This window comes from Delftia sp. S65 (genome assembly GCF_016516495.1).
GTDB lineage: Bacteria > Pseudomonadota > Gammaproteobacteria > Burkholderiales > Burkholderiaceae_C > Comamonas > Comamonas acidovorans.
The window spans coordinates 1-26,092 of the sequence record NZ_JACVUR010000049.1 but is presented as its reverse complement, the minus strand read 5'-3'; the positions used below and the strand labels follow the sequence as shown (position 1 = coordinate 26,092).

Sequence of the window (26,092 nt, the reverse complement as noted above, 5' to 3'; positions counted from 1 at the left end):
TCATGCCAGAACACAGCCCACAACTCGCAGAGCGCATCCGCATCGCCATGGAACTTGCACGCATGAGCAGCCAAAGCGAACTGGCGCGTGCCGTGGGCATCAAGCCGCAAGCAATCCAGTACTTGCTCGATCCAAAGAACAACGCCACTGGCAGCAAACATCTTGTGAAGATCGCTGAAGCGCTTCGCGTTAGCGCTGTCTGGCTTGCTACTGGCATCGGCAGGCCAACAGACATCACCACCCCCGCCAATGTGGAACCCGGCCCGGACATCAGACAAGGCGCCCTGTATCCGTTGATCACCTGGGTGCAAGCCGGGGCTTGGAACGGCAACTGCGAAGCCTTCACGCCCTACCAGGCCGAGCATTGGTACATGAGCCCGCATAACCTGGGGCCAAGGGGATATGTGCTGCGAGTGCGCGGCGAATCCATGACCAATCCACAGGGGCGTTACTCCTTCCCGGAGGGCATGCTGCTGTTCGTCAACCCCGACAAAGATCCCACGCCCGGCCAGTTCGTGATCGCACGAAGGGAAGCCGATAACGAAGCAACCTTCAAGCGCTACACGGTCATTGATGGGAAACCCTACCTTGAAGCCATCAATCCTGACTGGCCGCACAAGTACCTAGAAATGAAAGCCGGAGACACGTTCACCGGAATCGTCGTGGACGCCTCTTTCGGGACACTCCCTTGATCTACAAAGCACCTTGTTGACACAACCAACAAACTGATTTGTAATCCGCCTGCCTGAGTCATCGCTCAGGCGGGCGCACCGGCATGCAGGCCGAGCGCCCTCCACAGCACAGGAGGCCCGGCATGCAATGCAGCAGTACAGCAGACAGTGCACACGTCTGCACCCTCTCTCTCGCCGTAGACACGACGCCGCTGCAGCGGCAAATCCAGCAGCCTGAGTGCCTGCTCTGGCCGCATCGGCTCGCTGCCATGTGTGACGCCGCGCATGCACGGGTGCAGCAGGACATCCTGCAGTCCGCCAGCGCGGCATACATCGCCCTCGACGTCACGCCCCCGGACAGCCACGTCATCGACGTACTGATGTCCATCCCCGGCCTGGCAGGCGTCAAGCTGACGGCCGATGTAAGGGGCGAGCGATGACCCTCTACACCGTCACCTGCGGCCGGACTCGCCACACGATCCGCGCCACGGGCGCAGCGGATGCCATCGCCCGCGCCATGGTCCTCTTCGGCAACAGCCGCCCGATCAGCGCGAGGGCCGCACGATGAGCCGCCCACCGTTCGAGATGGATGGTCCCTACCGTCCGCGCCGCGTCCGCCGCACCGTGCTGCGCTGGCTGGTCCTGGCTATGTTCGGCGCCCTCGTTGCCATCAAGTTCGGGGGCGCGCCATGGCTCTGATCCTCATCACCGGCACCCTGGTGCAAGACGCCGAGGTACGCACGCTGCCCCAGGGCGTGGACAGCACACCCATGCCAGTCCTGTGCTTGCTGATCGACAGCGACGGCCCCGGCCAATTACCTGTCAAAGCCGAGCAGGTCTACCCGCCAGCAGCCCGCGCGCAAGCCCAGCAGCGCGCCAAGTCATTCAAGCGCGGCATGCGTGTGTCCATCACCGCGCCCGTCCACCAAATCCGCCACACCCTGGGCCACTGCAGCGACATCCAGCCCCTGCATGAGCCCGCCCCCGTCCAACCCCAAATGCAACTCCTGGAGGCCGCTCATGGCTAAAGCAATCGTCATCGAAATCAAGCATGTCGGCCCCGGTGCCGTCCAGGTCGAGTCGGATCTGCGCACACCCCGCGTGGGTGCGCCTCTGGCGCCCCAGGAATCCGCAGCACTGGAAATGATCCAGCACATCCAGCGGCAACCGGCCTGCCGGCGCGTGATCTATGACAGCCCCCGCGTCGATCCCGACACAGCCGCCTGCGTCGCCCTGGTGCGCGATCTGCTGGACCCGGAGGAGTTCGGCCACAGCGTCACAGCCGAGGTCCGCAACGCAGCGCGCCGCGCCTTTGGCATCAAGGGCCAGCAGGAGGGACTTGCAGCATGACCAGCACACACGACACCCAGACCGCCGCCATGCCCACCCCTGGCGCAGGCGCCCTGATGCTGCATGTGCCCGTCATGAGCATCGCCCGCAGCCTGCGCAACCCGCGCAAGCACTTCGACCAGGCCAAGCTGCAGGAGCTGGCCGAATCTATCAGGGCTACCGGCGTGCATCAGCCCATACTGCTGCGTCCGCTGCCCGAATCTCGCATTGCCGATGAGCAGGCATGGGCAAAGGCCGAAAAGCGCGAGCGCGCGCAGTATGAGCTGGTCGCGGGCGAGCGCCGGTGGCGCGCCAGCCAGATTGCTGGCATGGCAGAGATCCCCGCGATGATTCGCCCGATGTCCGACGCGGAGGCTTTGCGGGCCGCTGTCATAGAGAACCTGCAGCGCGAGGACGTGACAAAGCTGGAGGAAGCCGAGGGCTACCGCGAACTGCTGGATCTGGGCGAGACCACCGCCGAAAAAATCGCCGAGGACGTGGGTAAGAGCCGCACCTATATTTTTAACGTGATGAAGGTGCTCGACCTGTGCGAGGAAGGCCGTGATGCGCTGCGCCAGGGCAAGATCGATTTCAGCAAGGCGCAGTTGATCGCTCGCATTCCCGACGAGGGGCTGCAGCTCAAGGCGCTGAGCTACTGCACGGAGACCAACTACAGGGGCGACACCCCCAGCTATCGCTCCTGCGCCGAGCATGTCCAGCAAAACTACATGCTCAATCTGCACAGTGCCACGTTCAAGATGACGGATGAGGCACTGCTACCGGCGGCAGGAAGCTGCAAGGCCTGCCCCAAACGCACCGGCGCGAATCCCGACCTCTTCAACGATGTCAGTGCAGACATATGCACCGACCCCAAGTGCTACCGCGAGAAGGAAGAGGCCCACGCCATCGCCATCAAGCGCACAGCGGTAGTGCGCGGGCAGCACATCATCGAAGGCCGCGAAGCCAAGACCCTGATGCCAAGCGCCTGGTCCGGCGAAGTGGCCGGCTATCTGCGCCTCGATGACAAGCGCGACAGCCCCACCGAAAAGCCCCTGCGCAAGTTGATCGGCAAGGCCATGGAAAGGCAGGGCATCCTGCCAACCCTGATCGCAAACCCCCACAAGAACGGGGAACTGGTCGCGGTGATCACAGCAGACCAGGCACAACTACTGCTCAAGGAGGCGCAGCAGGAAGAGGCTGCCGCGAAGATCCAGCAAGAAGCCCAGCGCGAGCAGCAGCAAGCCAAGTATGCCGCCGACCAGAAGCGAAAGAGCGACTACGAAACCCAATGGCGCTGGGACGTGCTCACCGAAACCTGGACCGCGCTCAGCGAACTCGGCGGCGCACCGGTGTCCGATGAATTGCTGCGCTACTGCGCTCGCAACATCGCCAGAACCTACAGCCAGGACCGCGCGAAGAAGCTGTGCAAGCTGCTCGATCTGGGCAAGGTGGCGCCCGTTGAGGGCCTGTTGCAACACATCGCCGACAACGATGCGCCCGGCGATCTGCTGCAACTGCTGGTGATGTATGGAGACGTGGAATACCGCCACTGGCTCAATGACGACGCCGATGCAAACAAAGGCCTGCACCTGGTTGCTGCGCACTGGAGCGTAAACATCGCAGCCGTCAAAGCCAAGACCAAGGCCAATCAGCGCGCCGCCGAAGCACAGGCCCAGGCGAAAGCAGCCGCGAAGGCCTCCGAACCTGCAGCCCCGAAGGGTGATCTACCCCTGAACCCCGCTGCGCGCGCTGGCGAGAGTCGCGCGAAGGGCAAAGCCAAAAAATCCCCCGCTGCGCGTGCGAGCGCTGAGCCGAAGACGACTGCCGCTGAAGCCTCGGCCGCGATCGCGGCCGCGCTCCAAGACCAACAATCAGGCGCGGCCGCAGCCGCGCAAGGCGACGAGGGGGCGCCTGTCGCTGACGCGCAGGCACCCATTCAAGGTGCGGCTGCAGCCGCACAGGGCGACGATGCAGGCCCAGTCGCAGCTGACGCTGCGCAGGGCCTGCCGCCCTCCTCCACAGCCGCCGAAGTTGACCAGGCCGTGACCCCTGACGTGCTGCAGTCTGCGCCCGCGCAGACTGCCACCGCTGACGATAGCCAGGACAGTGCGAACGCCGGCACCGGGGCAGCAGATCAAGCAGCCACCAGCCAGGCGCCCACGTTCGTGGCCGGCGACCTGGTGCGCGTCAAAGTCGGCCTCAAAGGCCCGACGGGGAGGCCCCGCAAAGAGTGCGGCCGCGTAGGCGTGGTGCGGCCTGGTCATCTGTCGCTGATCGTTGAATTCGGCGCCGGCGTAGGCCAGCGCGCAGGCTTCGAGCCCGAGGAGCTGGAGCCCTACACCGCAGACCCTATCGTGCACAAGCGTGTGCGTGTGCTCAATCTGGAGAGCGCTTACCGCTGGCAAGAAGGCACCGTCACAGCATGCACAGCAGACGGCTGGCAAGTGGAGTTCTCGGGCAAGCCTGGCACCGTGGCCAAGACTGCTATTTTCGATACTAAGGAACTGGAGAGCCTGGCATGAACGGACGCCGCAAACCTTTCCGCAGTCGCTGGGCGGGCCGTCCCGACACCTTTGCCGTGATCAATCACCACGGCACCAAGCTGACCGCCGAAGAGGTCGCATCGATCATCGACCCTGTGCCCGAGTGCTTCGCGCAGATCCGCGCCGGCACGGCTACCGAGGTGAACGCGACGGTCATGCACAGCACCATCCAGGTCGCACAGGAGATCGAGCGCGGCGGCATCGTGCGGGGCCTGGCCGAGCACTTCGACAGTGCCCTGGCTGCTTGCGATGCGTACTATGCACGCGGCATGGCCAGCGGGGCATGGCGCCCCAGCGCAGTGCACTTTTACGAGCTGGACGCTCTCACGACAGCGATTGATCTGCACGTCTACCAGCTGCAGCAGCTCACGGCCGGCGAGATCCACGAAGTGACGCGGCGGCTTGTCGCCCGCACGCAGAGCAGCGGCGGCGAGATGCTGAAAGCGGAGACGGACCTCAGCGCAACCAGTCCCTACCACCCAAAGCGCAAGGAGGTGCATGCATGAGCGCGATCCCCGTCCTGCAATTCGCGCCGGCCGCGCTGGAACGCGACCAGGCCGCCGCCTATGTCTCGCTGGGCATCTCTACATTCGAGCGCTTGGTGCAAGCAAAGCACGCGCCACTGCCGCGCATGTTTCCCGACACGCGGCGTGTCGCCTGGCTGCGCTCCGAGCTGGACGCTTGGCTGCTGGGCCTGCCTCCCTCGAATTTGTTGCCGCCGGAGAACACAGGTGCGCCCAAGCGCGGCCGCAAGACCAAGGCGCAGATCATTGCGCAGCAAGTTGCTCCCAATGCGCCGACAGCGTAAGGAGCCAGGCACGTCGCTCCTGGTCGTACTGGTGCCTGTTGTACGTGGCCTCGGGCAAGATGTGCCCGAGCACACTCTCGCCCACGTCAGCCGGGCATTTCAGCGCTGCCAGCTGCGTGCGCACGGTTCGCCGCAAGTCATGAGGTGCCCAAGGCTCCATCTGCAGGCGCTGCCGCATGCTGTTCTCGTACGGAGTCGGCGTATCCGGCCGGGCAGCCCAGATCGCCACGCCCAGCACCTTTTGCTCGACATGTCGAACAGCGGCACCAGGCCGCGACGGGAAAAGAAAGCCTGTGCCGTGTTCCTCCCGGCGCCGGCGCACGACATCTAGGGCACGCCCAACCAGGGGCACGCGCAGATCCGTCAGATTCTCATTGCGCGCCATCTTGAGACGCTCACGCGGCACAGTCCACCAGACACCATCGGGCTCGTCCGTGATTTCTGCACCGCTCATCGCCACAATCTCCGCACCACGCGCCCCGGTCCAAAGATAGAGGATCAGCAGGTCGCTGATCAGCGTGGAGAAATTGGGAAGGAAACGAATCAGCTTCCCCACCTCTGCAGGTTGCAGCGCCCGCTTTTTTACGCCCTGGTGCTCTCCCTTGACGATCTTGCCCCGGCTACGCAGCTTGCCCCGCAGAATCTGGCGCCACCAGTTGGGCACATCCTCGGGAATACGGCCGGCATCGAGCGCGTACTCCCAAGCCGCCCCCAATTCTGTACGCAGCGTGTTTGCCAGCACGGGCGCGTGTGACGCCACGTTCTCCAGCAAACCAAAGGCCTGAGCGCGCGTGACCTGGCCAGGCTCCAGCGGCTGCAGCTTTGTTGTGTAATCCACCAGCAGCCGCCGAGCCTCTGCCGCCCCTTTCGGTTTGCGGTGGCGCTCGATGTGCCCTCGGAGATAGTCCTCGATGAGCTGGCCGACTGTATAGACACCCTCGGCCGCACGCGCGGCCGACTGGGCTGCGGCCACCTTTACGGACCGCTTTTTTTCCCTAGCCAAGTCCTCGCCTGAGTCCCGCCGGCGGCGCAGTTGGTCCCACACAACCAGCGCGGCCGGATACCCCATCTCAGGCCAATGGCCTATTGCCACCTGACGCATCCGCTCGTCCACCGGACTCTTATAGCGATACAGCCAGGTAGTACGGCTCGCCCTTGCCACCAAGCGAAGGCCCGGAGCGTCATCGACAATAATGTGCTCCCCTGGCTGTAGTGCTTTGGCTCTGCGCGCGTTGAAACTCATCCACTCCTCCAGCGGCGTAACATTCCCGATAATTCGGGAAATGATCGGCGTAACATTTCAGCCAAGGCAGGCAAAAAAGTTACGCCACGGCGCGAAGTGTAGCGGGGTTTCTTTGAGGTGTTGGCACACTGTATTTACGTACAGCAGCACAACCTAAGTTATTGATGAAAAAAGTTAAATCCGAGAATAGCGAATCCAATCAAGAACTTAGCGCAGTCGATTTGGCGCAACATACGCCGATGATGCAGCAGTACCTGGGCATCAAGATCAACTACCCCGACACGCTGGTTTTCTACCGCATGGGGGATTTCTACGAGCTGTTCTTCGGGGATGCGGAGAAGGTGGCGCGGCTGCTGGATATCACGCTGACCACGCGCGGGCAGACGGCGGGGCAGCCGATTCCTATGGCGGGCGTGCCCTTCCATGCGCTGGAGAACTACCTGGGCCGGCTGATCAAGCTGGGCGAGTCGGTGGCGATCTGCGAGCAGGTGGGCGAGGTGGGCGCCGCCAAGGGCCCGGTGGAGCGCAAGGTGGTGCGCGTGGTGACGCCAGGCACGCTGACCGACAGTGAGCTGCTGTCGGACAAGAGCGAGGCGATCTTGCTGTCCCTGCACACGGCCGGGCGCCAGCGCTGCGGCCTGGCCTGGATGGCGGTGACGCAGGGGCGCATCCACCTGGCCGAATGCTCCCACGACGAGCTGGGCGCCTGGATTTCGCGCATTGCGCCCAGCGAGCTGATCTACAGCGCAGGCGTGACCGAGCGTTTCGAGCAGAGCCTGTTCGCGCTGCGCCATGGCGGCTCCATTGCCTGCCCGCTGTCGCCGCGCCCCGACTGGCAGTTCGACGGCGGCCTGGGCGAGCGCAAGCTGCTGGAGCTGCTGGGCGCCGCCAGCCTCAAGGCCTGGGAGGCCGAGGACCTGCCGCTGGCCCATGGCGCCAGCGCCGCCCTGCTGTCGTATGCGGAGCACACGCAGGGCCGCAGCCTGTCGCACATCCACGCTCTGCAGGTGCAGCGCGACGATGAGCTGATTGCGCTGCCGCTGGCCACGCGCCGCAACCTGGAGCTGGTCAAGACGCTGCGCGGCGAGGATTCGCCCACATTGTTCTCTCTGCTGGACACCTGCATGACGGGCATGGGCAGCCGCCTGCTCAAGGCCTGGCTGCTGGAGCCGCGCCGCGACCGCACGCAGGCCATGGCGCGTCTGGAAGCCACGCGGGCGCTGCAGGGCGCCAGCGCAGGCGGCATGGCCGCTCCCTGGCAGCAGTTGCGCGAGCAGCTCAAGGGCGTGAGCGATGTGGAGCGCATCACGGCGCGCACCGCACTGCGCCAGGTGCGCCCGCGCGAGCTGGTGGGACTGGGCCGCACGCTGCACAAGGCGGCCGTGCTGGCCCAGGCCGGGCAGACGCCCTCGGCCCACCTGACCCAGCTGTTTGCCGACCTGCAGCCGCCCGAGGGCTGCGCCGAACTGCTGGTGCGCGCCATCATGGAAGAGCCGGCCGCCCTGGTGCGCGACGGCGGCGTGTTCGCCACGGGCTACGACGCCGAACTGGACGAGCTGCGCGCCATCCAGAACAACTGCGACGACTTCCTGCTGGAGCTGGAGGCCAAGGAAAAGCTGCTGACCGGCATTCCCAACCTGCGCGTGCAGTTCAACAAGGTGCACGGCTTCTATATAGAGATCACCAACAGCTACAAGGACGCGGTGCCCGAGCGCTACCGCCGCCGCCAGACGCTGAAGAATGCCGAGCGCTACATCACGCCCGAGCTCAAGGCCTTCGAGGACAAGGCCCTGTCCGCGCAGGAGCGTGCGCTGCAGCGCGAGAAATTCCTCTACGAGCAGTTGCTGGACCAGCTGCAGCCCCATGTGCCGGCGCTCACGCGCGTGGCCGGTGCCATTGCCGCCATCGACGTGCTGTGCACGCTGGCCGAGCGCTCGCTGACGCTGAACTGGTGCGCGCCCGAGTTCGTGAACCATCCCTGCATCGAGATCGAGGCCGGACGCCACCCGGTGGTGGAAGCGCGCATGGCCGAGACCTCCAGCGGCAGCTTCATCGCCAACCACACGCGCATGAACGCCAACACGCGCATGCAGGTCATCACCGGCCCCAACATGGGCGGCAAGTCGACCTATATGCGCCAGGTGGCGCTGATCGTGCTGCTGGCCAGCATGGGCTCGCATGTGCCGGCGTCCAGCTGCCGGCTGGGGCCCATCGATGCCATCCATACGCGCATCGGCGCGGCCGACGACCTGGCCAATGCCCAGTCCACCTTCATGATGGAGATGACCGAGGCCGCGCAGATCCTGCACTCAGCCACGCCGCACAGCCTGGTGCTGATGGACGAGATCGGCCGGGGCACCAGCACCTTCGACGGCCTGGCGCTGGCCAGCGGCATCGCCACCCAGCTGCACGACAGGACGCGCGCCTTCACGCTGTTTGCCACGCACTACTTCGAGCTGACCGAGCTGCCGGCCAAGGCACGCGCGGCCGTGAACATGCATGTGAGCGCGGCGGAGTCGGGCCAGGACATCGTCTTCCTGCACGAGATCCAGCCCGGCCCGGCCAGCCGCAGCTACGGTATCCAGGTGGCCAAGCTGGCGGGCATGCCGGCCGGCGTGCTGCACCACGCGCGCCATGCGCTGGAGGCACTGGAGGCCCATGCCGACGAGGGCCGCCTGCAGGTGGACCTGTTCGATGCGCCCGACATGCCCGAGCTCGAAAGCCGCCACGACCCGCTGGCCCAGGCGCTGGCCGCCATCAATCCCGACGCACTGAGCCCGCGCGAGGCGCTGGAAGCCCTTTACCAGCTCAAGAAGATCGCCGCCTGAACGCGGTCAATCGCCTCGCACTAAACTTGTCGATCCCGCAGTTTCGGATGTTCCCATGACTTATTGCGTTGCCATCAAGCTCAACGCCGGCCTGGTTTTCCTGGCCGACTCGCGCACCAATGCCGGCCTGGACCAGATCAGCTCGTTCCGCAAGCTCATGGTCTACGAGAACCCCGGCGACCGCTTCATGGTGCTGCTGTCGGCCGGCAACCTGTCCATCACCCAATCGGTGCGCGAGCTGCTGGAGAGCCAGCAACTGCGCGACGAGGCCACGGGCGACATGCTGACCATCTGGAACGTGCGCAGCATGTTCGACGCGGCCCGCGTCCTGGGCGCGGCCGTGCGCCATGTGTTCGAGCGCGACGGCGTGGCGCTGTCCCGGTCGGGCGTGGACTTCAATATCTCGCTGGTGCTGGGCGGCCAGATCCAGGGCGAGAACATGCGGCTGTTCCAGGTCTACTCGGCAGGCAACTTCATCGAGGCCACGAGTGAGACGCCCTACTTCCAGATCGGCGAATCCAAGTACGGCAAGCCTGTGCTGGACCGCGTGATCACGCCGCGCACGCCGCTGGACGAGGCCGCCAAGTGCGCCCTGGTGTCCATGGACAGCACGCTCAAGTCCAACCTCTCGGTGGGCCTGCCGCTGGACCTGATCGTGTACGAGAAGGACCGCTTCGCCTCCGACAAGATCGTCAGCATCGACGAGAGCAATCCGTATTTCCGCATGCTGCACGACAGCTGGGGCGAGCGCCTGCGCCATGTCTTCGACAGCATCGAAGACCCGGCCTGGGATGGCGGCGACTCCGCGGTGCCCATTCGCGTGCACAGCCGCCAGGCCCAGCCGCTGACCAAGGTCACCGCGCCGGCCGGCGCCCTGCGCTCCAACGCGCGCACCATGGGCCGGCTGCCGCCTGCGGCGCTGCGCCAGCCCTATCACAGCGGCACGGGTGCAGGCCTGGGCACCTCCACGGCCGACGGGCTGGCCACCTCGCCCATGACGCCCCTGCAGCCGGGCCCGGCATCGCCCATGCGGCCGGACGCCGGGCAACCCTCCGGCCACCAGCAAGGCATGCCGGATGCTCCGGACCGGACCGGCCAGGAGCCTCAGCCGTGAACGCGGCCCGGCCCGCGCTGCGGGCCGACAGCGATGCGGGCACGGAATCGGCACCGCTGCCCGTGGTCTTCTCGCATGCCAACAGCTTTGCGCTGCCCACCTACCGGCTGCTGTTCTCGCTGCTGGCCGAGCGCGGCATCGCGGCGCAGGGCGTGGAGCGCTTCGGCCATGACCCGCGCTTTCCCGTCACCAACAACTGGCCGCACCTGGTCGAACAACTGGCCGAGTTCACGCGTGCCGAGGTCGAGCGCGTGGGCGGTCCGGTCTTTCTGGTCGGGCATTCGCTGGGCGGTTTCCTGAGCGTGATGACGGCTGCGCGCCACCCCGAACTGGCGCGCGGCGTGCTGCTGATCGACTCGCCCCTGCTCAGCGGCTGGCGCGCCAATGCCGTGGGCGTGGCCAAGCGCACCCAGCTGGTGGGCTCGGTCTCGCCGGGCAAGATCAGCGCCCGCCGCCGCAATGCATGGGACAGCGATGACGAGGCCATGACCTACTTCCGCGCCAAGAAGGTGTTTGCGCAATGGCACCCGCAGGTGCTCCAGGACTATGTGCAGGGCGGCCTGGCCGATGTGGACGGCCGGCGCATGCTGAACTTCACGCGCGAGGTGGAGACCGCCATCTACAACACCTTGCCGCACAACCTGGCCTCGCTGCTGCACCACCATCCGCTGCGCTGCCCGGCGGCCTTCATCGGCGGGCGTGCCTCGGTGGAGATGCGCCAGGTGGGCATGGACCTGACGCGCCGCATCACGCGCGGGCGCGTGATGATGCTGGACGGCAGCCACCTGTTCCCCATGGAGCGGCCCCATGCCACGGCCGCCGCCATCGAGGCATCTCTGCTGAACCTGCTCGGCCCCGAGGGCTGAACCGGGCACCCCGAATGTGAAAAGGCCACCTTGCGGTGGCCTTCTGCGTTGGTGCCTGAGGAATGCCTGGGGCCCTTCGCCCAAGCCTGGGTCAAACCTCGCTCCAGCTCACGACCCCGGTGAAGGCCGTCACCAGCACGATGATGCCGAAGGCGATGCGGTACCAGGCAAACGGCACGAAGCTGTTGGTGGAGATGTAGCGCAGCAGCCAGCGCACGCACAGCCAGGCGCTGATGAAGGAGAACACCAGGCCCACGGCGAACATGGGGATGTCGGCCGCCGACAGCAGGGCGCGCTCCTTGTAGAGGCTGTAGACGCCGGCGCCGATCAGCGTGGGAATGGCCAGGAAGAACGAAAAGTCGGTGGCCGCCTTGCGCGACAGGCCCATCAGCATGCCGCCGATGATGGTGGCGCCGCTGCGGCTGGTGCCGGGAATCATGGCCAGGCACTGCACCAGGCCGACCTTGAGGGCGTCCAGCGGCGTCATCTCGTCCACGGTCTGCACGCGCATGGCCGATGCCGGCCGGCGCTCGGCCCACAGGATGACGAAGCCGCCCAGGATGAAGGTAGTGGCCACCACGGTGGGCGTGAACAGGTGCGCCTTGATGAACTTGCCGAAGATCAGCGCCAGCACCACGGCCGGCAGAAAGCCGATGATGACGTTCAGCGTGAGCCTTTGCGCCTGGCGGCTGGTGGGCAGGTCGACCACGGTGGAGCGGATCTTCTGCCAGTACACCAGCACCACGGCGAAGATGGCGCCGGTCTGGATGGCGATGTCGAAGACCTTGGCCTTGGCATCGTCGAAGCCCAGCAGCGAGCCTGCAAGGATGAGGTGCCCGGTGGAAGAGATGGGAAGGAACTCCGTCAGCCCTTCCACGATGCCCATGATGGCGGCCTTGACCAGCAAAAGAATGTCCACGGCAAGCGTCCTGTTGCAATGCAAAAGTGGGCCATTATCTGCGCTGGCCATGGCCTGCCGGTGTCCGCCTGCCCGCCTGTCAGCGGCAATCGCAAACTTTTACAACGCGCGGCCCGCAACGTTGCTGCGCGCCCGGCACTGTGCTGCAATGTGGGTGCGCTGGACTTCAGCGCGCCTTCAAAACCATTCCATCATGAAAAAAATCGTTGTTCTGGCAGTTGTCTCCCTGGCCTGCAGCATGGGCATGGCCGCAGGGGACAAGGCTCCCACGGCCCAGCAAAAGCTGATGGGCACCTGCAACACCGAAGCCACCGGCAAGAAAGGCGATGAACGCAAGGAGTTCATGAAGTCCTGCCTGTCCGACGGCAAGAAGCGCCAGCAGGAACGCATGAAGACCTGCAACGTGGACGCCACGGGCAAGAAGGGTGATGAGCGCAAGGCGTTCATGAGCGAATGCTTGAAGAAGGACTGACCCCCTGAGGCGCTGCGCGCCTTCCCCCTCTCGCTGCGCGGGGGGGACGACACCCTCGGTGCGGGGCGGCCCTTCCTCGGTGTCCCTCGCTTTGGGGCGCGCCAGTCGGGATGGCCTTGAGCCCGTCAAGCATTGCAAAAAGCCACCGTTTTCGGTGGCTTTGCTGTTTAGGCGGATAGTTTTCTGATTTGGCTATCAATGGAGCCGTGCACTACCGACAGCCGTTCAAACTCGCAGGGCTCAAGCGCGGGCAGCCGAGCAAGGGCCGCCCCGCAGTGAGGGCTGCGTCCCCCTCCGCGAAGCGAGAAGGGGGAAGCGGCGCAGCCGCTCAGGGGGTCATCTTCCTAGCTCTGCGTTTGCGCCACCAGATGATGACGCCGGTGATCGACAGGACGGCGACGAGCACGCCGACGAAGGACATGAGCACGCGGCCGGGGGTGCCGAGGATGCGGCCGCTGTGCAGGGGCAGCTGCAGCTGGACGAAGACGTCGGCTGCGGTGCCGTGCCAGGGGCGGTAGGTGCCCAGGACTTCGCCGTTGTCCGAGCTGACGTAGATGTTGGACAGGCCCATGCCCATGGCGCCGGTTTCGTCGTGCGGGTCGAAGAAGGAGATGTTGTAGAACGGGAAGTCCCCGCCCCACCAGATGCCGCCTGCGGGCTGGGCGAAGCCCAGGCGCTTGGCCTCGCTCTGGGCGATGGCGATGGCCTGGGCGAACGAGACCTGGGGCACGAGGAGCGTGCCCTGGGGCGCGGGCTTGAGGGTTTCGTAGGGGCCGGGCGTGGTGGTGGAGACGGTGCTCATCACCGGGTAGAAGACTTCGCGGTACAGGTTCAGCGAGAACGAGGTGAAGGCCACGATGACGATGACGGCCCAGACCCACAGGCCGCCCGCGCGGTGCAGGTCGAAGTTGAGCTTGTAGGCGCCGCCGCCCCAGCGCACGCGCCATGAGGGCAGCCAGCGCCGCCACCACGATCCCACGGCCGCCGTCAGGCGCGGGGCGCTTTTCCTGAGCTTGACGGGAAAGGTCAGCAGCAGCGCGACAAAGCTGTCGGCCACCCACAGCAGGGCCAGGCTGCCCATGAACCAGTAGCCCCAGCGGTCCGTGCCCCAAAAGCGCGGGGCCAGCAGGCTTTCGTGCAGGTGGCGCAGCCAGGGCATGAGGTTGCGCTGGCTGAGCGCAAAGCTGCGCCCGTTGCGCTGGCCCGTGATGTGGCCGCTGACCGGGTCGACAAAGACCGTGTCATAGCCCAGCGCAGGCGCCTGGCCCGTGGCCGGGTCGGGCCGGGGGCGCACCATGAACATGGCGGCTTCGCCCTCGACCAGGCCCAGGGTCATGTAGCTGATCTCGGCGCGCGGCTCGCTGGCCTGGACGGCGGCGGCCAGCTCCAGCGGGGTCTTCAGCGGGCCGCGTGCCGGGGTCTCCAGCATGTCGGCGTTGAGCCATTCGTCGATTTCATGGTCCCAGGACAGCACGGCCCCGGTGAGGCCGGCCATGGTGAGGAAACCGGCCAGCACCAGGCCGATCCAGCGGTGCACCACCGTCCACAACGCGCGCATGCTTCAGATCGCTCCGGCTCAGAAGTCCACCGATGCGCTCAGCGAGAAGGTGCGCGGCATGGACTGCACCAGGTAGTTGGCGCCCGGGTAGCCGCCCACGGACGACCAGTAGCCCTTGTCGAACAGGTTGTCGATGCGCGCGCGCAGGGTCAGCAGGCGGTTGTTGCCGATGTCCATGAGATAACGCGCGCCGATGTCGGTGCGCGTCCAGGAGGCCACCTTCAGCGTGTTGGCGCCGTTGGCGTACTGGCTGGAGGTGTGCATCACGCGCGCATTGAGGGCCAGGCCCGAGACGCCGGGCACATCCCAATCCACACCCAGGTTGAGCAGGCGCTTGGGCACGCCGATGGCGTAGTTGCCAATGGTGGTGGCATCGGCGGCCTCGCGGATCTTGGCTTCGCTGAAGGTCACGCCGCCCAGCACGCGCAGGCCCTTGACGGGCTCGCCGAAGACCGTGGCCTCCAGGCCGCTGTTGCGCTGCTTGCCGTACTGGCCGAAGACCTGGTTGGCCACATAGGCCGAAGGCATGTCCGTGGTGTACAGCGCCACCGTGGCGCCCAGCTGCTGGCCTTGCCACTTGAAGCCGATTTCCTTCTGGCGCGACTTGTAGGGCGCGAACACCTGGCCGCCGTTGGACACGGGCAGGTCGTTGGCCGTCTGCGGCGCCACGGCGCCCTTGGTCAGGCCTTCGATGTAGTTGGCGTAGACCGAGGTGTTCTCGCTGGTCTTGAACACCAGGCCCAGCATGGGCGTGGTGGCCGACTTCTTGTAGTTGTCGGTCTGCGCGCCCGTGTTGTAGTCGTAGCTGCTTTGCTCGATGCTCTGGCGGCGCACGCCCACGGTCAGGCGCAGGCGCTCGTCCAGCATCGTCAGCGTGTCGCCGATGGCAAAGCTGTTGAGTTGGGTTTCGCCCGCACGCGTGGGGTCGGCCAGATTGCCGCCGAACAGCGTCATGGCGGGGCGCGCGCTGCTCCAGGGGTTGTAGATGTTGTTGACCACGCCAAAGCCCATGCCCCAGGCATTGCGCTCGGTGGCCGAGTAGGTGCTGGCCGTGGCCACCAGCTCGTGGCCCACGCTGCCCGTGGCCAGGCGCGTGCGGATGCCGACCTCGCCCGTGCCCACGCTGTCCTTGCGCTTGTTGTCGAAGCGCGTGCCCGTGGTGTCGCCGGCCGCATTGCTCACGGTCACGCCGCTCAGGGAGTTGTCTTCCTTGCCGCGGCGCAGGCCGCCTGCGGCCCAGGCCGTGGTGGTGTCATTGATGTCCCATTCGGCGCGCAGCGTGGCGAACAGGTCGCGCTCGGTGGAGTACGACCAGTTCTGGCCGTAGTTGGTCTTGTTGTCGGGCACGGCCGGGATGAAGTTGCCGGGCGTCACGCTGGGGCGGCCGCCGTTATAGCTGTTGCGCTGGTAGCCCACGTCGCCCGACAGGCGCACGTTGCGGCTGCGCCAGTCCAGGCCCACGCCCAGGCCGGTGAGCGAGCGGTCTTCGCCATCCACGCCCGTGCCGCCGTCGCGGCGCACGGCGTTCAGGCGGATGCCGGTGCTCTGGTCAGGGCCGAAGCGGCGCGAGATGTCGGTGGAGACAAAGGCCTGGCCGCCCGTCTGGATGCCGGCGCCCACGCGCGTCAGCGCATCGTTGCCGGCGCGCTTGGGCAGCAGGCTGATGGTGCCGCCAATGCCGCTGCCGCCCGGTGCCGCGCCATTGAGGAAGGCATTGGCGCCGCGCAGCACCTCCACGCGCTCGAAGAACTCCGAGGCGATGTACTGGCGCGGCAGCAGGCCGTACAGGCCGTTGTAGGCGATGTCGTCCGAGTACACCGGGAAGCCGCGCAGCACATACAGCTCCTGGAAGTTGCCGAAGCCGCGCGCCTGGCGCACGCCCGGGTCGTTGAGCAGCACGTCGCCCACGCTCTTGGACTGGGTGTCCTCGATCAGCTGCTGCGTGTAGCTGGTGGTGGAGAACGAGGAGTTCTTCCAGTCCAGCGTGCCCAGCACGCCGTTGCGCGCGCCCGTGGCCACCTGGCCGCCTGCGAAGGGCTTGGACAGGCCCTGGGCCGATGCGTCGGCACTGGCCTCCACCGTCACGGCCTCCAGCACGGGGTCGCCGCCCCGGGTCTGGGCAATCAGGGCCTGCTGGCTGCACAGGCAGAGAACGGCCAGGGAAATCGGGCGGATGGAGGGCATGAGGATGATACTGAGAATGATTTACAGAATCCGTTAGCTTACCAACCACGTTAGGGCGCTGCTATGAATTTTCTCAATCTGTTGCATCGAAGCAATCCTCCAAGTGATTGAATTCAAAGGCCCTTCGCAATAGTTTGTGCGCACTCCCCATAGCCACAATCTTCCAACGACCACGGAGATCCCTGCAGCTCGCGGCGCCCCGATGCATCTGGCGCCCTGCCGGCGCCCGTCCGTCGCATGGCGCTGGCCCGGCCCGCGTCCAGCAGCGACAGTCCTGTCCCATACAGGCCCGCAGAGCCGGGCCGCACGCCAGGACACCGCCATGCAAATGACACCGCTGATCGCCATCCACATGAGCGCCGCCCTCGGGGCCACGGCCACGGGTGCCATCGCCCTGCTGGCACGCCGCCAGGCCGCCGTCCATCCCCGCCTGCACCGCGCGGCCGGCTACGCCTTCGTCACGCTCATGGTCTGCGCGGCGGTGTCCGCCTGCTTCATCCGCGACTACCGTCTGCCCAACTGGGCCGGCTACACGCCCGTCCACCTGCTGGTGCCGCTGACCGTTGCCGGCCTGGGCCGCTCGTTCTGGCACCTGTACCACGGCAATATCGCCGGCCACCGCAAGATCATGCGCAGCGTCTACATCGGCGCCTGCGTCGTGGCGGGCCTGTTCACCCTGCTGCCCGGCCGCTACCTGGGCGACCTGCTGTGGCAGCAGCTGGGCCTGGCCTGACGCCGCTTTCCTTCCCCCTGACGGAGAACTTCCCATGCGAACCCTCGATACCCTTGATCCCCGCGATCCCTCTGCCCGCCACGACGACGATGCCCTGGAGCGCATGGCGCGCCGCCGCGCAGGCGCCAAGATGGGCTGGATGATCCACGCCAGCGTCTATGTGCTGGTCAACCTCGGGCTGGCGGCGCTGTCGCTGTCCCAGGGCAGGCACTGGGCCATCTTCCCGGCCCTGGGCTGGGGCCTGGGGCTGGCCATCCACGGGGCCGTGGTCTGGCTGGCCCTGCCGGGCAACGGCTGGCACGGGCGCATGGTGGAGCGCGAGCGGCAGGCCCTGCAGTCACGCCAGGGCCGCGCCCGCTGAACGACGCCATGGGACTACCATTGCCCTCCATGCCCGACCCCGCATCCAACGCCACACGCCAGCCGGCCGCCCCTGGCCACATCGTGGAGCGGACCACGCTGCTGCGCCACGGCATCGCAACGACCTCGGCCTGCGCCCTGATTGCCGCCGCATTCAGCCTGAGCAACCATGGCCGCTGGGACGTGAACCTCATCTACTCGCTGTCGATCGGCCTGACCAGCTGGCTCACCATCGAACTGGGCCGCTGGCGCCTGACGCGGGGCCAGGACATTCCCTGGCCCGGCGGCTGGCGCGGCGCCGCGCTGGTGGTGGCCGGCATCGTGACGGGGTTCGTGATCGGGTCGCTGATCGGCACGGCCTACAGGCAGTGGGCCGATCCCGACGCCAGCACGGCCCTGATGCACCGTCTGTGGATACCTCTGGCCGTCACCATCGTCGCCAGCACGGTGATGTCGCTGGCCTTCTTCCTGCTGGGCTACTCGCGCCACCTGCAGATGCAGGCCGAGCAGGCCCGCCGCCAGGCGGCCGAGGCCAAACTCACCCTGCTGCAGGCCCAGCTGGAGCCGCACATGCTGTTCAACACCCTGGCCAACCTGCGCGTGCTGATGGCCAGCGACCCGCAGCGCGCCCAGGCCATGCTGGACCATCTGATCGCCTACCTGCGCGCCACGCTGGGCGGCTCGCGCAGCACCGAGCATGCGCTGGGCGAAGAGTTTGCACGCCTGCGCGACTACCTGGCGCTGATGTCCATCCGCATGGGCCCGCGCCTGCAATACACGCTGGACCTGCCCGAGGACCTGGCCCAGGTGCCCGTGCCGCCGCTGCTGCTGCAGCCCCTGGTGGAAAACTGCATACGCCACGGACTGGAGCCCAAGCTGGAAGGCGGGCATATCGCCGTGCGCGCGCGCCGCACCGCCGGCGGCCCGCTGGAGTTGACCGTGGCCGACAACGGCATGGGCCTGGATTCCGGAGCGCCCGCCCTGCCCGGCAGCCGCTTCGGCACGGCCCAGCTGCGCGAGCGCCTGGCCAGCCGCTATGGCGACGCCGCGCACTTCGAACTGGCCGCCCTGCCCGAAGGCGGCACGCTAGCCAGAATCACCCTCAAATGCACCCCCTGAGTCGCTTCGCGCCTTCCCCCTCTCGCTTCGCGGGGGGGACGACACCCTCGGTGCGGGGCGGCCCTTCCTCGGTGTCCCTGAGTTGGGCCGCGCCAGTTTCATACGCTGTCGGCAATGCGCAAGTGAAATAGAAGACTGAAATGACCTACGCCCCCCGCGCCCTGATCGCCGAAGACGAACCCCTGCTGGCCGAGGACCTGCGCCAGGCCCTGGCCCGCGCCTGGCCCGAGCTGCAGATTGCCGCCATGGTGGGCGACGGCCTGAGTGCCGCCCGGCAGGCGCTGGCGCTGCAGCCCGATGTGCTGTTCTTCGACATCCGCATGCCGGGCCAAAGCGGCCTGGAGGCCGCTGCCGAACTGGCCGACGCCTGGCCAGAGGCGCAGCCGTTTCCCATCCTGGTCTTCGTGACCGCCTATGACCAGTACGCCATGGACGCCTTCGAGGCCCAGGCCGTGGACTACCTGCTCAAGCCCGTGCAGCCCGAGCGGCTGGCGCGCAGCGTGCAGCGCCTGCGCGAGCTGCTGGCCCAGCGCACGGTGGCCCCGGCTGGCGCTGCCCTGGCGCAGGCGCTGGAGCAATTGCGGCACCTGGCCGGCGCCACGGCCCCCGCCGCCACCGCTACCGAGCCGCCGCTGCAGATGATCCAGGCCGGCGTGGGCACGCAGATCCAGATGGTGCCCGTGCACGACGTCGTCTACTTCGAGGCCGCCGACAAGTACGTGCGCGTGCTCACGGCCTCGCATGAGTACCTGGTGCGCACGCCGCTCAAGGAACTGCTGCCCCGGCTGGACGCCGAGGATTTCTGGCAGGTGCACCGCGGCACGGTGGTGCGCGCAGCCGCCATTGCCAGTGCCCAGCGCGACGAGGCCGGCCGGCTGTGGCTGCAGCTGCGCGAGCGAGCGGAAAAACTGGCCGTCAGCCGCCTCTACGCGCAGCGGTTCAAGGCGATGTAGGTGGCGATGTAGGTGGGCCGGCTCCGTCAGCGCAGCGGCGGCTGATCGGGCAGGTCCAGCACGTCGTCCCAGGCCACGCCCTGCATCTTGTCCCAGTGGGCGACGATCACGCAGCGGGGGCCATGCCCGGCCACGGGGGCCGATTGCTGGCCCGCACGGTTGAGCCCCGCCAGCGTGCGCTGCACATGGTCGATCGATCCCCGGTCCAGCGCGGCCAGCGGCTCGTCGATCAGCAGCAGCGGCACGCCGCTGGCCCAGCCCGCCGCCATCCACAGCTTGCGCAGGCTGCCCGTGGACAGGGCCAACAGGGGCTTGTGCAGGTGGGGCTCCAGGCCCAGGCCGTCGGCATGGGCCTGCCATGCCGCCTCGCTCCAGGCCGGGTGCAATTGCCGCTGGTCCTGCACCCATTCCTGCGCGGGCCGAGCGCGCTCGGCATTGGACAGCTCGGCGCGCGGGTCGCGCCAAAACAGTGCGGGGCGCTGCGAGGGGTCCGGCTGCTGCGGATACGCCAGGCGCCCGGCCTGCAAGGGCAACTGGCCGGCCAGCATTTGCAGCAGGCTGGTCTTGCCGCAGCCCTCGCCGCCGCGCACCAGGCACAGGCCCACGGGCCAGTCGTGCGAGGCGCCATCCCACAGCAGCAGGCCCGGCTGCCCGAAGCGCAGGGACTGCGCGCTCACCATCGGCGGCGCCATCGATTGCTGTGCGGTGTCCATCTGAATGTCTTTCCGGTTCTGCGATGCGGGCGATTGTGCACGCGGCACAATGCCGGGCTTTCCCTTTTCCAACCACGCACTACGCATGCGGACCGCCACCATGACCCTCGACTACCTGGATTTCGACTACAGCGAAGACGACGAAGGCACAGGCTGCTGGGACGCCATGGCCAGCGTGCCCGCCACGCGCGTGCCGGCGCTGGCGGCCGAGGTGGAGCAATTGCTGGCCTGGGCGCACCGCCGCTTCAAGGGCCGGCGCGGCCCCATCGAGGAAGGCGGCGACTGGGACTACGAGCTGCAGGCCCAGGACGATGGCGGCCAGCCGCTGGCCTGGCGCTTTGACGCAGCCACGGCGCGCCTGCAATCCGTGGCGGCGGGGGATGGCCGCACCACGGTGAACCTGTCGATCAGCGGCAGCGCGGCCTTCGGCGAAGCATTGCGCCAGGCCTTCGAGCTGCAGGACTGAACATCAGCGCGCGACAGCCTGCGGCCCCTGCACGGAGGCCGGCCCCAGCGGCTCCCAGCGCCCGGCCACGTTCTTGAGCAAGGTGTTGACGGCGGCCAGCCGCCGGTTGCGCACATCGATCAGGCTGCGCCGCGCCGACAGCACCGTGGTCTGGGCGCTGAGCACATTCAGATAGGCCACCGTGCCCGCGCGGTACTGGTTGTTGACGACATCCAGCGCCTTCTGCGCGGCGGCCACGGCCTCGATCTGCACCTGCTGCTCGCGCGCCAGGGCGGATGCGGTGACCAGGTTGTCCTCCACCTCCTGCAACGCCGTCAGCACGGTCTGGCGGTAGGTGGCGGCGGCCAGGTCCAGCGAGGCACGCGCCGACTCCACGGCCGCCGTACGCGCGCCGCCGTCGAACAACGCCAGCGCCAGCGACGGGCCCAGCGACCAGAACAGGTTGGGCGCACTCACCAGGTTGGACAGCGATGCACCCCGGTAGCCGGCCGTGGCCGACAGCGTGAGCGCCGGGAAGAAGGCCGCGCGCGCCACGCCCACCTGGGCGTTGGCGGCGGCCACGCGGCGCTCGGCCGCTGCAATGTCGGGGCGCTGCTCCAGCAGTTGGGACGACAGCATGGCCGGCACCTCGGGCGGCGGCGGCAGCTCGGCGCCGGCCTCCAGGCTGAAGGCGGCCGGCGGCAGGCCCAGCAGCGCGGCCAGGGCGTGCTCCAGCTGGGCGCGGCTGGTCTGCGCCTCGATGAGCTGGGCCTGGGTGCTTTTGTACTGCGCCTCGGCCTGGGCCACGTCGGCCGACGAGGCCACGCCCGCGCGGTAGCGGTTGTTGGTGAGCTTGAGGCTTTGCTCGTAGCTCTGCAGTGTTTCCTGCAGCAGCCGCACGCTGGCATCGGCCGCGCGCAGCGAGAAATAGGTCTGCGTGATCGATGCCTGGGCCGACAGGCGCGCGGCGGCCAGGTCGTCGCTGCTGGCCTGGGCGCTGGCCTGGCTGGCGCTGACCGTGCCCGACACGCGGCCCCACAGGTCCAGTTCCCAGCTGGCGTTCAGGCCCAGCGAGTAGTTGGTCGAGATGTTGCCGCTACTGCCGCTACTGCCGGTGTTGCCGCCCGTGCCTGATGCGCCCGATGCACCGGAGGCCCCGCCGCTGCGCGAGCGCGTGGCGCCGGCCGTGCTGCCCAGCGTGGGGAACAGCCCGGCCTGGCTGCTGGCCACGGCCGCCTGCGCGGCACGCAGGCGCGCGGCGGCCTGGGCAATGCTCTGGTTGCCGGTGGCGGCCTGCTGCTGCAGGCGGTTGAGCTGCTCGTCGCCGAACAGCTCCCACCAGTTGTCGGGCACTTGCGCGCGCGACGGATCTGCGGGCCGCCAGATGCCGGCCTCGGCCGCCTCGGGCGTGGCTTCCTTGAACTGGGCCGGCACCTCGAGTGCGGGGCGCTGGTAGGCGCTCTGCGTGGAGCAGCCGGCCAGCAGCGCGGCAGCCAGCCAGATCGCCGGGGTTTGGAGTGTCTTCAGCTGCATGGCCTTGGGCTTTCGGATTCGGTTCACTGGGGTGATGCGGCGGGCACAGGGGTGCCGCGGTCCTTGCCCTGCACGCGGGCACGCAGGCCCATGGCACGCTGGCGCAGCCTGTCCAGCAGCACATAGACCACGGGCGTGGTGTAGAGCGTGAGCAGCTGGCTCAGCATCAGGCCGCCCACGATGGCAATGCCCAGCGGCTGGCGCAGCTCGGCGCCATCGCCCCGGCCCAGGGCCAGCGGCAGTGCGCCGCAGATGGCCGCCAGGCTGGTCATGAGGATGGGGCGCAGCCGCAGCTCGCAGGCGCGGTAGATGGCCTGGGCGGCCGTGGCATGGCCGGCGCGCTGCCGCTCCAGCGCGAAGTCGATCATCATGATGGCGTTCTTCTTGACGATGCCGATCAGCAAAATCACCCCGATCAGCGCGATCAGCGAGAACTCCGTCTTGAACAGCATCAGCGCCATCAGCGCGCCCACGCCGGCCGAGGGCAGCGTGGACAGGATGGTCAGCGGATGCACCAGGCTCTCATAGAGCACGCCCAGCACCAGATAGATGGTGATGATGGCCGCCAGGATCAGCAGCGGCTGCCCGGACAGCGCCTGCTGGAAGGCCCCGGCCGTGCCGCTGAAGCTGCCGCGCACCGACACGGGCACGCCCAAATCAGCCACGGCCGCGCGGATGGCGTCGCTGGCATCCGACAGCGCCACGCCCTCGGCCAGGCTGAAGCTGATGGTGCTGGCCGGCGTGCCCCGGTCGTGGTTCACGGCCAGCGGCGTGTTGGTGGTGGTGATGCGCGCAAACGAGGTCAGCGGCACCTGCACGCCCTGGTTGTTCACGAAGAAGAAGCCGCGCAGCGTCTCGGGGCTTTGCAGGTAGCGGGGCGCGGCCTCCATCACCACGCGGTACTGGTTGAGCGGGTTGTAGATCACGCCCACCTGGCGCTGGCCGAAGGCGTTGTTGAGCGTGCCGTCGATCTGCGACACGGTCAGCCCCAGGCGCGTGGCCGCGTCGCGGTCGATCACCAGCGAGGTCTGCAGGCCGAAGTCGGACACATCGCTGTTCACGTCCGTGAGCTGGGGCAGTTGCGAAAGCACCTGGCGGATGCGCGGCTCCCAGGTGCGCAGGTCCTGGATGTCGTCGGCCTGCAGCGTGTAGTCATACGAGCCCGAGCTTTGCCGCCCGCCGATGCGGATATCGCTTTGCGTGACCATGAACAGCCGCGCGCCGGGCTCGTTCTTGAGCTTGTCGCGCAGGCGGTTGATCACCTCGTCGGACGATACCTTGCGCTCGGCCAGCGGCTTGAGCGACATGAACATGTTGGCCGCATTGCGCTGGCCGCCGCCCGTGAAGCCCGTCACGTACTCCACGGCCGGGTCTTCCTGCACGATGGACAGGAAGCGCTTGAGCCGCTGCTCCATGGCCTGGTAGGAGGTGGACTGATCGGCCCGGATGAAGCCCATCACGCGGCCCGTGTCCTGGCTGGGCATGAAACCCTTGTCGATGGCCATGTACAGGTGCACGTTCAGCGCCACCACGCCGGCCAGCACCAGCAGCACCAGCGGCTGGTGGCGCAGGCACCAGGCCAGGCTTGCGCGGTAGCCGGACATGGCACGCCGCTCGGCCCGGCCCACCCAGGCGCCGAAGCGGTCCCAGGCGCGCTGCAGGCCGTTGCGCGGCCGGCCCGGCTGAGCGACACGCTGCGGGCGCAGCAGCGCCGCGCACATCATGGGCGTGGTGGTCAGCGACACCACCATCGAGATCAGAATGGCCGCCGACATCACCACCGCGAACTCGCGGAAGAACCGCCCCACGATGCCGCCCATGAACAGGATGGGCACGAACACCGCGATCAGCGACAGGCTCATGGACACCACGGTGAACCCGATCTCGCGCGCCCCGTCCAGCGCCGCGCGCAGCGCGGTCTTGCCGCGCTCCATGTGGCGCATCACGTTCTCCAGCACCACGATGGCATCGTCCACCACAAAGCCCGTGGCCACGGTCAGCGCCATCAGCGACAGGTTGTCCAGCGTATAGCCGGCCAGGTACATCACGCCGAACGTGCCCGCCAGCGACACCGGCACGGCCACGGCCGGAATCAGCGTGGCCCGGCCATTGCGCAGGAACAGGAACACCACCAGGATCACCAGCGCCACGGCGATCAACAGCGCCCGTTCCACCTCCACCACCGAGGCGCGCAGCGTGGGCGTGCGGTCGGACACGATGGTCAGATCGATGGCCTCGGGAATGGACGCCTTGAGCTGCGGCAGCAAAGAGCGCACGCGCGCCACGGCCTCCAGGATGTTGGCATCGGGCTGCTTGAAGATCTGCAGCAGGATGGCGGGCTTGCCATTGGCCACGCCGTAGTTGCGCACGTCCTGCACCGAATCCGTGACATCGGCCACGTCCTGCAGCCGGATCGCATTGCCATTGCTCCAGCGCAGCACCAGCGGCGCATAGTCGGCCGCCACGCGCGCCTGGTCATTGGCGGTCACCTGCCAGTAATGGTCCTCGCGCTCCACCGCGCCCAGCGGCCGGTTGGCATTCGTGGCCGAAATGGCGGTACGCACCTGGTCCAGCGACACGCCATTGGCCGCCAGCTTCACCGGGTCCAGCTCCACGCGCACGGCCGGCAGCGCCCCCCCGCTGATGGACGCCTGGCCCACGCCCTCCACCTGCGAGAGCTTCTGCGCCAGCACGGTGGACGCCGCGTCATACATCTGCCCGCGCGTCAGTGCGCTGGACGTCAGCGCCAGGATCATGATCGGCGCATCGGCCGGATTCACCTTGCGATACGTCGGATTGCCCGGCATGCCCGAAGGCAGCAGCGTGCGCGCCGCATTGATGGCGGCCTGCACATCGCGCGCCGCGCTGTCCACCGTGCGCGACAGGTCGAACTGCAGCGTGATGCGCGTACTGCCCAGGCTGGAGCTGGACGTGATCTCATTGACCCCCGCAATCGCCCCCAGCGCCCGCTCCAGCGGCGTCGCCACCGTGGCAGCCATCGTGTCCGGGCTTGCACCCGGCAGGCTGGCCGACACCGAAATCGTCGGATAGTCCACCTGCGGCAGCGGCGCCACCGGCAACAGGAAATACGACACTGCCCCCGCCAGCGCCAGGCCGATGGTCATCAGCATGGTAGCAATGGGCCGGAAGATGAACGGCGCCGAGAGATTGGAAAGCTGGCTCATGATCCAGCCCCAAAAATCCCAGGCCGAGCGAAGCGATGGCCCGAGCAAACTCCCCTTCTGCCCGCGCCTGCGTCGTGGCGCTTGCGGGGTTGCAGTCCTGCCGAAGGACAGGACTGCTTCGTCCTCTGACTCGCCGTGATTGTCTGAACGCAGCGCGCCAGCGCGAAGTGAGTTTCACGGCGAACCCCGCAAGCGCCACGACGCAGGTGGCCCCGCAGCGAAGCGAAGGGGTCGCGGGCAGTGGGGCGCGTTTTTTTTCCTATTTTTTTGCCCCCCCAAAATAATGTCGCTCGGCCGCCGGGCCGAGCCCCGGCCAGCGGCGCCAGCCAAAAGCGCAGATCAAGCTCAAGCATGGGCCTGCTCCGAAGAAGCACCCCGACGATCCCGCCACCTCTGCGCCCACCCCTCAAACGTCAAATAAATCACAGGCGTAGTGAACAGAGTCAGCAACTGACTCACCAGCAAGCCCCCCACCAACGTCACCCCCAACGGATGCCGCAACTCACTGCCCACCCC

At 67.4% G+C, this 26,092-nt stretch carries 25 protein-coding genes; 17 read left to right on the top strand and 8 right to left on the bottom strand.

Annotated elements, in window-relative coordinates:
* The first annotated feature begins 2 nt into the window (after window positions 1-2).
* The 8 genes from IAE24_RS30415 (at window position 3) to IAE24_RS25970 (ending at window position 5,351) form a co-directional block, all read left to right on the top strand.
* Complete coding sequence (locus tag IAE24_RS30415; protein ID WP_233626288.1) at window positions 3-692, top strand: LexA family protein; 690 nt, start codon at window positions 3-5, stop codon at window positions 690-692.
* Window positions 693-940: 248 nt separating this feature from the next.
* Complete coding sequence (locus IAE24_RS25995) at window positions 941-1,111, top strand: hypothetical protein (RefSeq protein ID WP_199961473.1); 171 nt, start codon at window positions 941-943, stop codon at window positions 1,109-1,111.
* Window positions 1,108-1,239, top strand: a complete 132-nt coding sequence (locus IAE24_RS30625; RefSeq protein WP_267908932.1) for a hypothetical protein — start codon at window positions 1,108-1,110, stop codon at window positions 1,237-1,239. Before IAE24_RS25995 ends, IAE24_RS30625 begins: the two co-directional genes overlap by 4 nt.
* Before the next feature lie 121 nt (window positions 1,240-1,360).
* Entirely contained in the window at window positions 1,361-1,699 is a 339-nt protein-coding gene (locus tag IAE24_RS25990; protein WP_180317521.1) for a hypothetical protein, read from the top strand.
* The gene (locus IAE24_RS25985) at window positions 1,692-2,021 is read left to right on the top strand and encodes a hypothetical protein (protein WP_139223855.1); all 330 of its coding nucleotides are present in this window, start codon (window positions 1,692-1,694) and stop codon (window positions 2,019-2,021) included. Before IAE24_RS25990 ends, IAE24_RS25985 begins: the two co-directional genes overlap by 8 nt.
* Window positions 2,018-4,522, top strand: coding sequence for a ParB/RepB/Spo0J family partition protein (locus tag IAE24_RS25980; protein WP_199961472.1), 2,505 nt, complete (start codon window positions 2,018-2,020; stop codon window positions 4,520-4,522). The genes IAE24_RS25985 and IAE24_RS25980 overlap by 4 nt, the downstream gene beginning before the upstream one ends.
* On the top strand, window positions 4,519-5,049 hold the full coding sequence (locus IAE24_RS25975) for a hypothetical protein (protein ID WP_199961471.1): 531 nt from the start codon (window positions 4,519-4,521) through the stop codon (window positions 5,047-5,049). Before IAE24_RS25980 ends, IAE24_RS25975 begins: the two co-directional genes overlap by 4 nt.
* A complete protein-coding gene (locus IAE24_RS25970; protein WP_199961470.1) occupies window positions 5,046-5,351 on the top strand; it encodes a helix-turn-helix transcriptional regulator in 306 nt (101 codons plus the stop codon). The genes IAE24_RS25975 and IAE24_RS25970 overlap by 4 nt, the downstream gene beginning before the upstream one ends.
* On the opposite strand, the gene IAE24_RS25965 is transcribed toward IAE24_RS25970, so the two are convergent.
* A complete protein-coding gene (locus tag IAE24_RS25965; RefSeq protein WP_199961469.1) occupies window positions 5,311-6,594 on the bottom strand; it encodes a tyrosine-type recombinase/integrase in 1,284 nt (427 codons plus the stop codon). The two genes, IAE24_RS25970 and IAE24_RS25965, sit on opposite strands and share 41 nt — an antisense overlap.
* 239 nt (window positions 6,595-6,833) lie before the next feature.
* Between IAE24_RS25965 and mutS the strand changes: the two genes are divergently transcribed.
* From mutS to IAE24_RS25950, 3 genes are read left to right on the top strand one after another with little or no spacing between them, the layout of a single operon-like run.
* On the top strand, window positions 6,834-9,422 hold the full coding sequence (mutS, locus tag IAE24_RS25960; protein ID WP_199961468.1) for a DNA mismatch repair protein MutS: 2,589 nt from the start codon (window positions 6,834-6,836) through the stop codon (window positions 9,420-9,422).
* A gap of 55 nt (window positions 9,423-9,477) precedes the next feature.
* Window positions 9,478-10,536: a proteasome-type protease gene (locus IAE24_RS25955; RefSeq protein WP_013803590.1), complete on the top strand. Its 1,059-nt coding sequence runs from the start codon at window positions 9,478-9,480 to the stop codon at window positions 10,534-10,536.
* Window positions 10,533-11,402: an alpha/beta fold hydrolase gene (locus IAE24_RS25950; protein WP_199961467.1), complete on the top strand. Its 870-nt coding sequence runs from the start codon at window positions 10,533-10,535 to the stop codon at window positions 11,400-11,402. The genes IAE24_RS25955 and IAE24_RS25950 overlap by 4 nt, the downstream gene beginning before the upstream one ends.
* A gap of 91 nt (window positions 11,403-11,493) precedes the next feature.
* Here IAE24_RS25950 and IAE24_RS25945 read toward each other — a convergent pair whose 3' ends face one another.
* Window positions 11,494-12,321 carry an undecaprenyl-diphosphate phosphatase gene (locus tag IAE24_RS25945; RefSeq protein ID WP_013803592.1) on the bottom strand — a complete coding sequence of 276 codons (828 nt, stop codon included), beginning with the start codon at window positions 12,319-12,321 and terminating at the stop codon, window positions 11,494-11,496.
* Window positions 12,322-12,514: 193 nt separating this feature from the next.
* Here IAE24_RS25945 and IAE24_RS25940 point away from each other — a divergent pair, with 193 nt between their 5' ends.
* Entirely contained in the window at window positions 12,515-12,793 is a 279-nt protein-coding gene (locus IAE24_RS25940) for a PsiF family protein (protein WP_043781210.1), read from the top strand.
* 328 nt (window positions 12,794-13,121) lie between these two features.
* Here the strand turns inward: IAE24_RS25940 and IAE24_RS25935 are convergent, their stop codons facing one another.
* The gene (locus tag IAE24_RS25935) at window positions 13,122-14,351 is read right to left on the bottom strand and encodes a PepSY-associated TM helix domain-containing protein (RefSeq protein WP_013803594.1); all 1,230 of its coding nucleotides are present in this window, start codon (window positions 14,349-14,351) and stop codon (window positions 13,122-13,124) included.
* Window positions 14,352-14,369: 18 nt separating this feature from the next.
* Window positions 14,370-16,535, bottom strand: coding sequence for a TonB-dependent receptor (locus IAE24_RS25930; RefSeq protein WP_199961466.1), 2,166 nt, complete (start codon window positions 16,533-16,535; stop codon window positions 14,370-14,372).
* Between the two features lie 322 nt (window positions 16,536-16,857).
* On the opposite strand from IAE24_RS25930, the gene IAE24_RS25925 reads away from it, so the two are divergent.
* From IAE24_RS25925 to IAE24_RS25910, 4 genes are all read left to right on the top strand, one after another.
* The gene (locus IAE24_RS25925; RefSeq protein ID WP_199961465.1) at window positions 16,858-17,268 is read left to right on the top strand and encodes a DUF2306 domain-containing protein; all 411 of its coding nucleotides are present in this window, start codon (window positions 16,858-16,860) and stop codon (window positions 17,266-17,268) included.
* Window positions 17,269-17,302: 34 nt separating this feature from the next.
* Window positions 17,303-17,629, top strand: a complete 327-nt coding sequence (locus IAE24_RS25920; RefSeq protein WP_099734335.1) for a 2TM domain-containing protein — start codon at window positions 17,303-17,305, stop codon at window positions 17,627-17,629.
* A gap of 29 nt (window positions 17,630-17,658) precedes the next feature.
* Entirely contained in the window at window positions 17,659-18,747 is a 1,089-nt protein-coding gene (locus tag IAE24_RS25915) for a sensor histidine kinase (protein ID WP_199961494.1), read from the top strand.
* 140 nt (window positions 18,748-18,887) lie between these two features.
* On the top strand, window positions 18,888-19,700 hold the full coding sequence (locus IAE24_RS25910; RefSeq protein WP_199961464.1) for a LytR/AlgR family response regulator transcription factor: 813 nt from the start codon (window positions 18,888-18,890) through the stop codon (window positions 19,698-19,700).
* A 26-nt stretch (window positions 19,701-19,726) separates the two neighbouring features.
* Here the strand turns inward: IAE24_RS25910 and IAE24_RS25905 are convergent, their stop codons facing one another.
* Window positions 19,727-20,500, bottom strand: a complete 774-nt coding sequence (locus IAE24_RS25905; protein WP_199961463.1) for an ABC transporter ATP-binding protein — start codon at window positions 20,498-20,500, stop codon at window positions 19,727-19,729.
* A 13-nt stretch (window positions 20,501-20,513) separates the two neighbouring features.
* On the opposite strand from IAE24_RS25905, the gene IAE24_RS25900 reads away from it, so the two are divergent.
* Window positions 20,514-20,879, top strand: coding sequence for a hypothetical protein (locus IAE24_RS25900; protein WP_012204183.1), 366 nt, complete (start codon window positions 20,514-20,516; stop codon window positions 20,877-20,879).
* Window positions 20,880-20,882: 3 nt separating this feature from the next.
* Here the strand turns inward: IAE24_RS25900 and IAE24_RS25895 are convergent, their stop codons facing one another.
* The 3 genes from IAE24_RS25895 to IAE24_RS25885 form a co-directional block, all read right to left on the bottom strand.
* Entirely contained in the window at window positions 20,883-22,391 is a 1,509-nt protein-coding gene (locus IAE24_RS25895) for an efflux transporter outer membrane subunit (protein ID WP_199961462.1), read from the bottom strand.
* A 23-nt stretch (window positions 22,392-22,414) separates the two neighbouring features.
* Complete coding sequence (locus IAE24_RS25890; protein WP_199961461.1) at window positions 22,415-25,576, bottom strand: multidrug efflux RND transporter permease subunit; 3,162 nt, start codon at window positions 25,574-25,576, stop codon at window positions 22,415-22,417.
* Window positions 25,577-25,921: 345 nt separating this feature from the next.
* Window positions 25,922-26,092, bottom strand: a 171-nt coding sequence (locus tag IAE24_RS25885) for an efflux RND transporter permease subunit (protein WP_200016401.1), incomplete at its 5' end; no start/stop codon positions are given.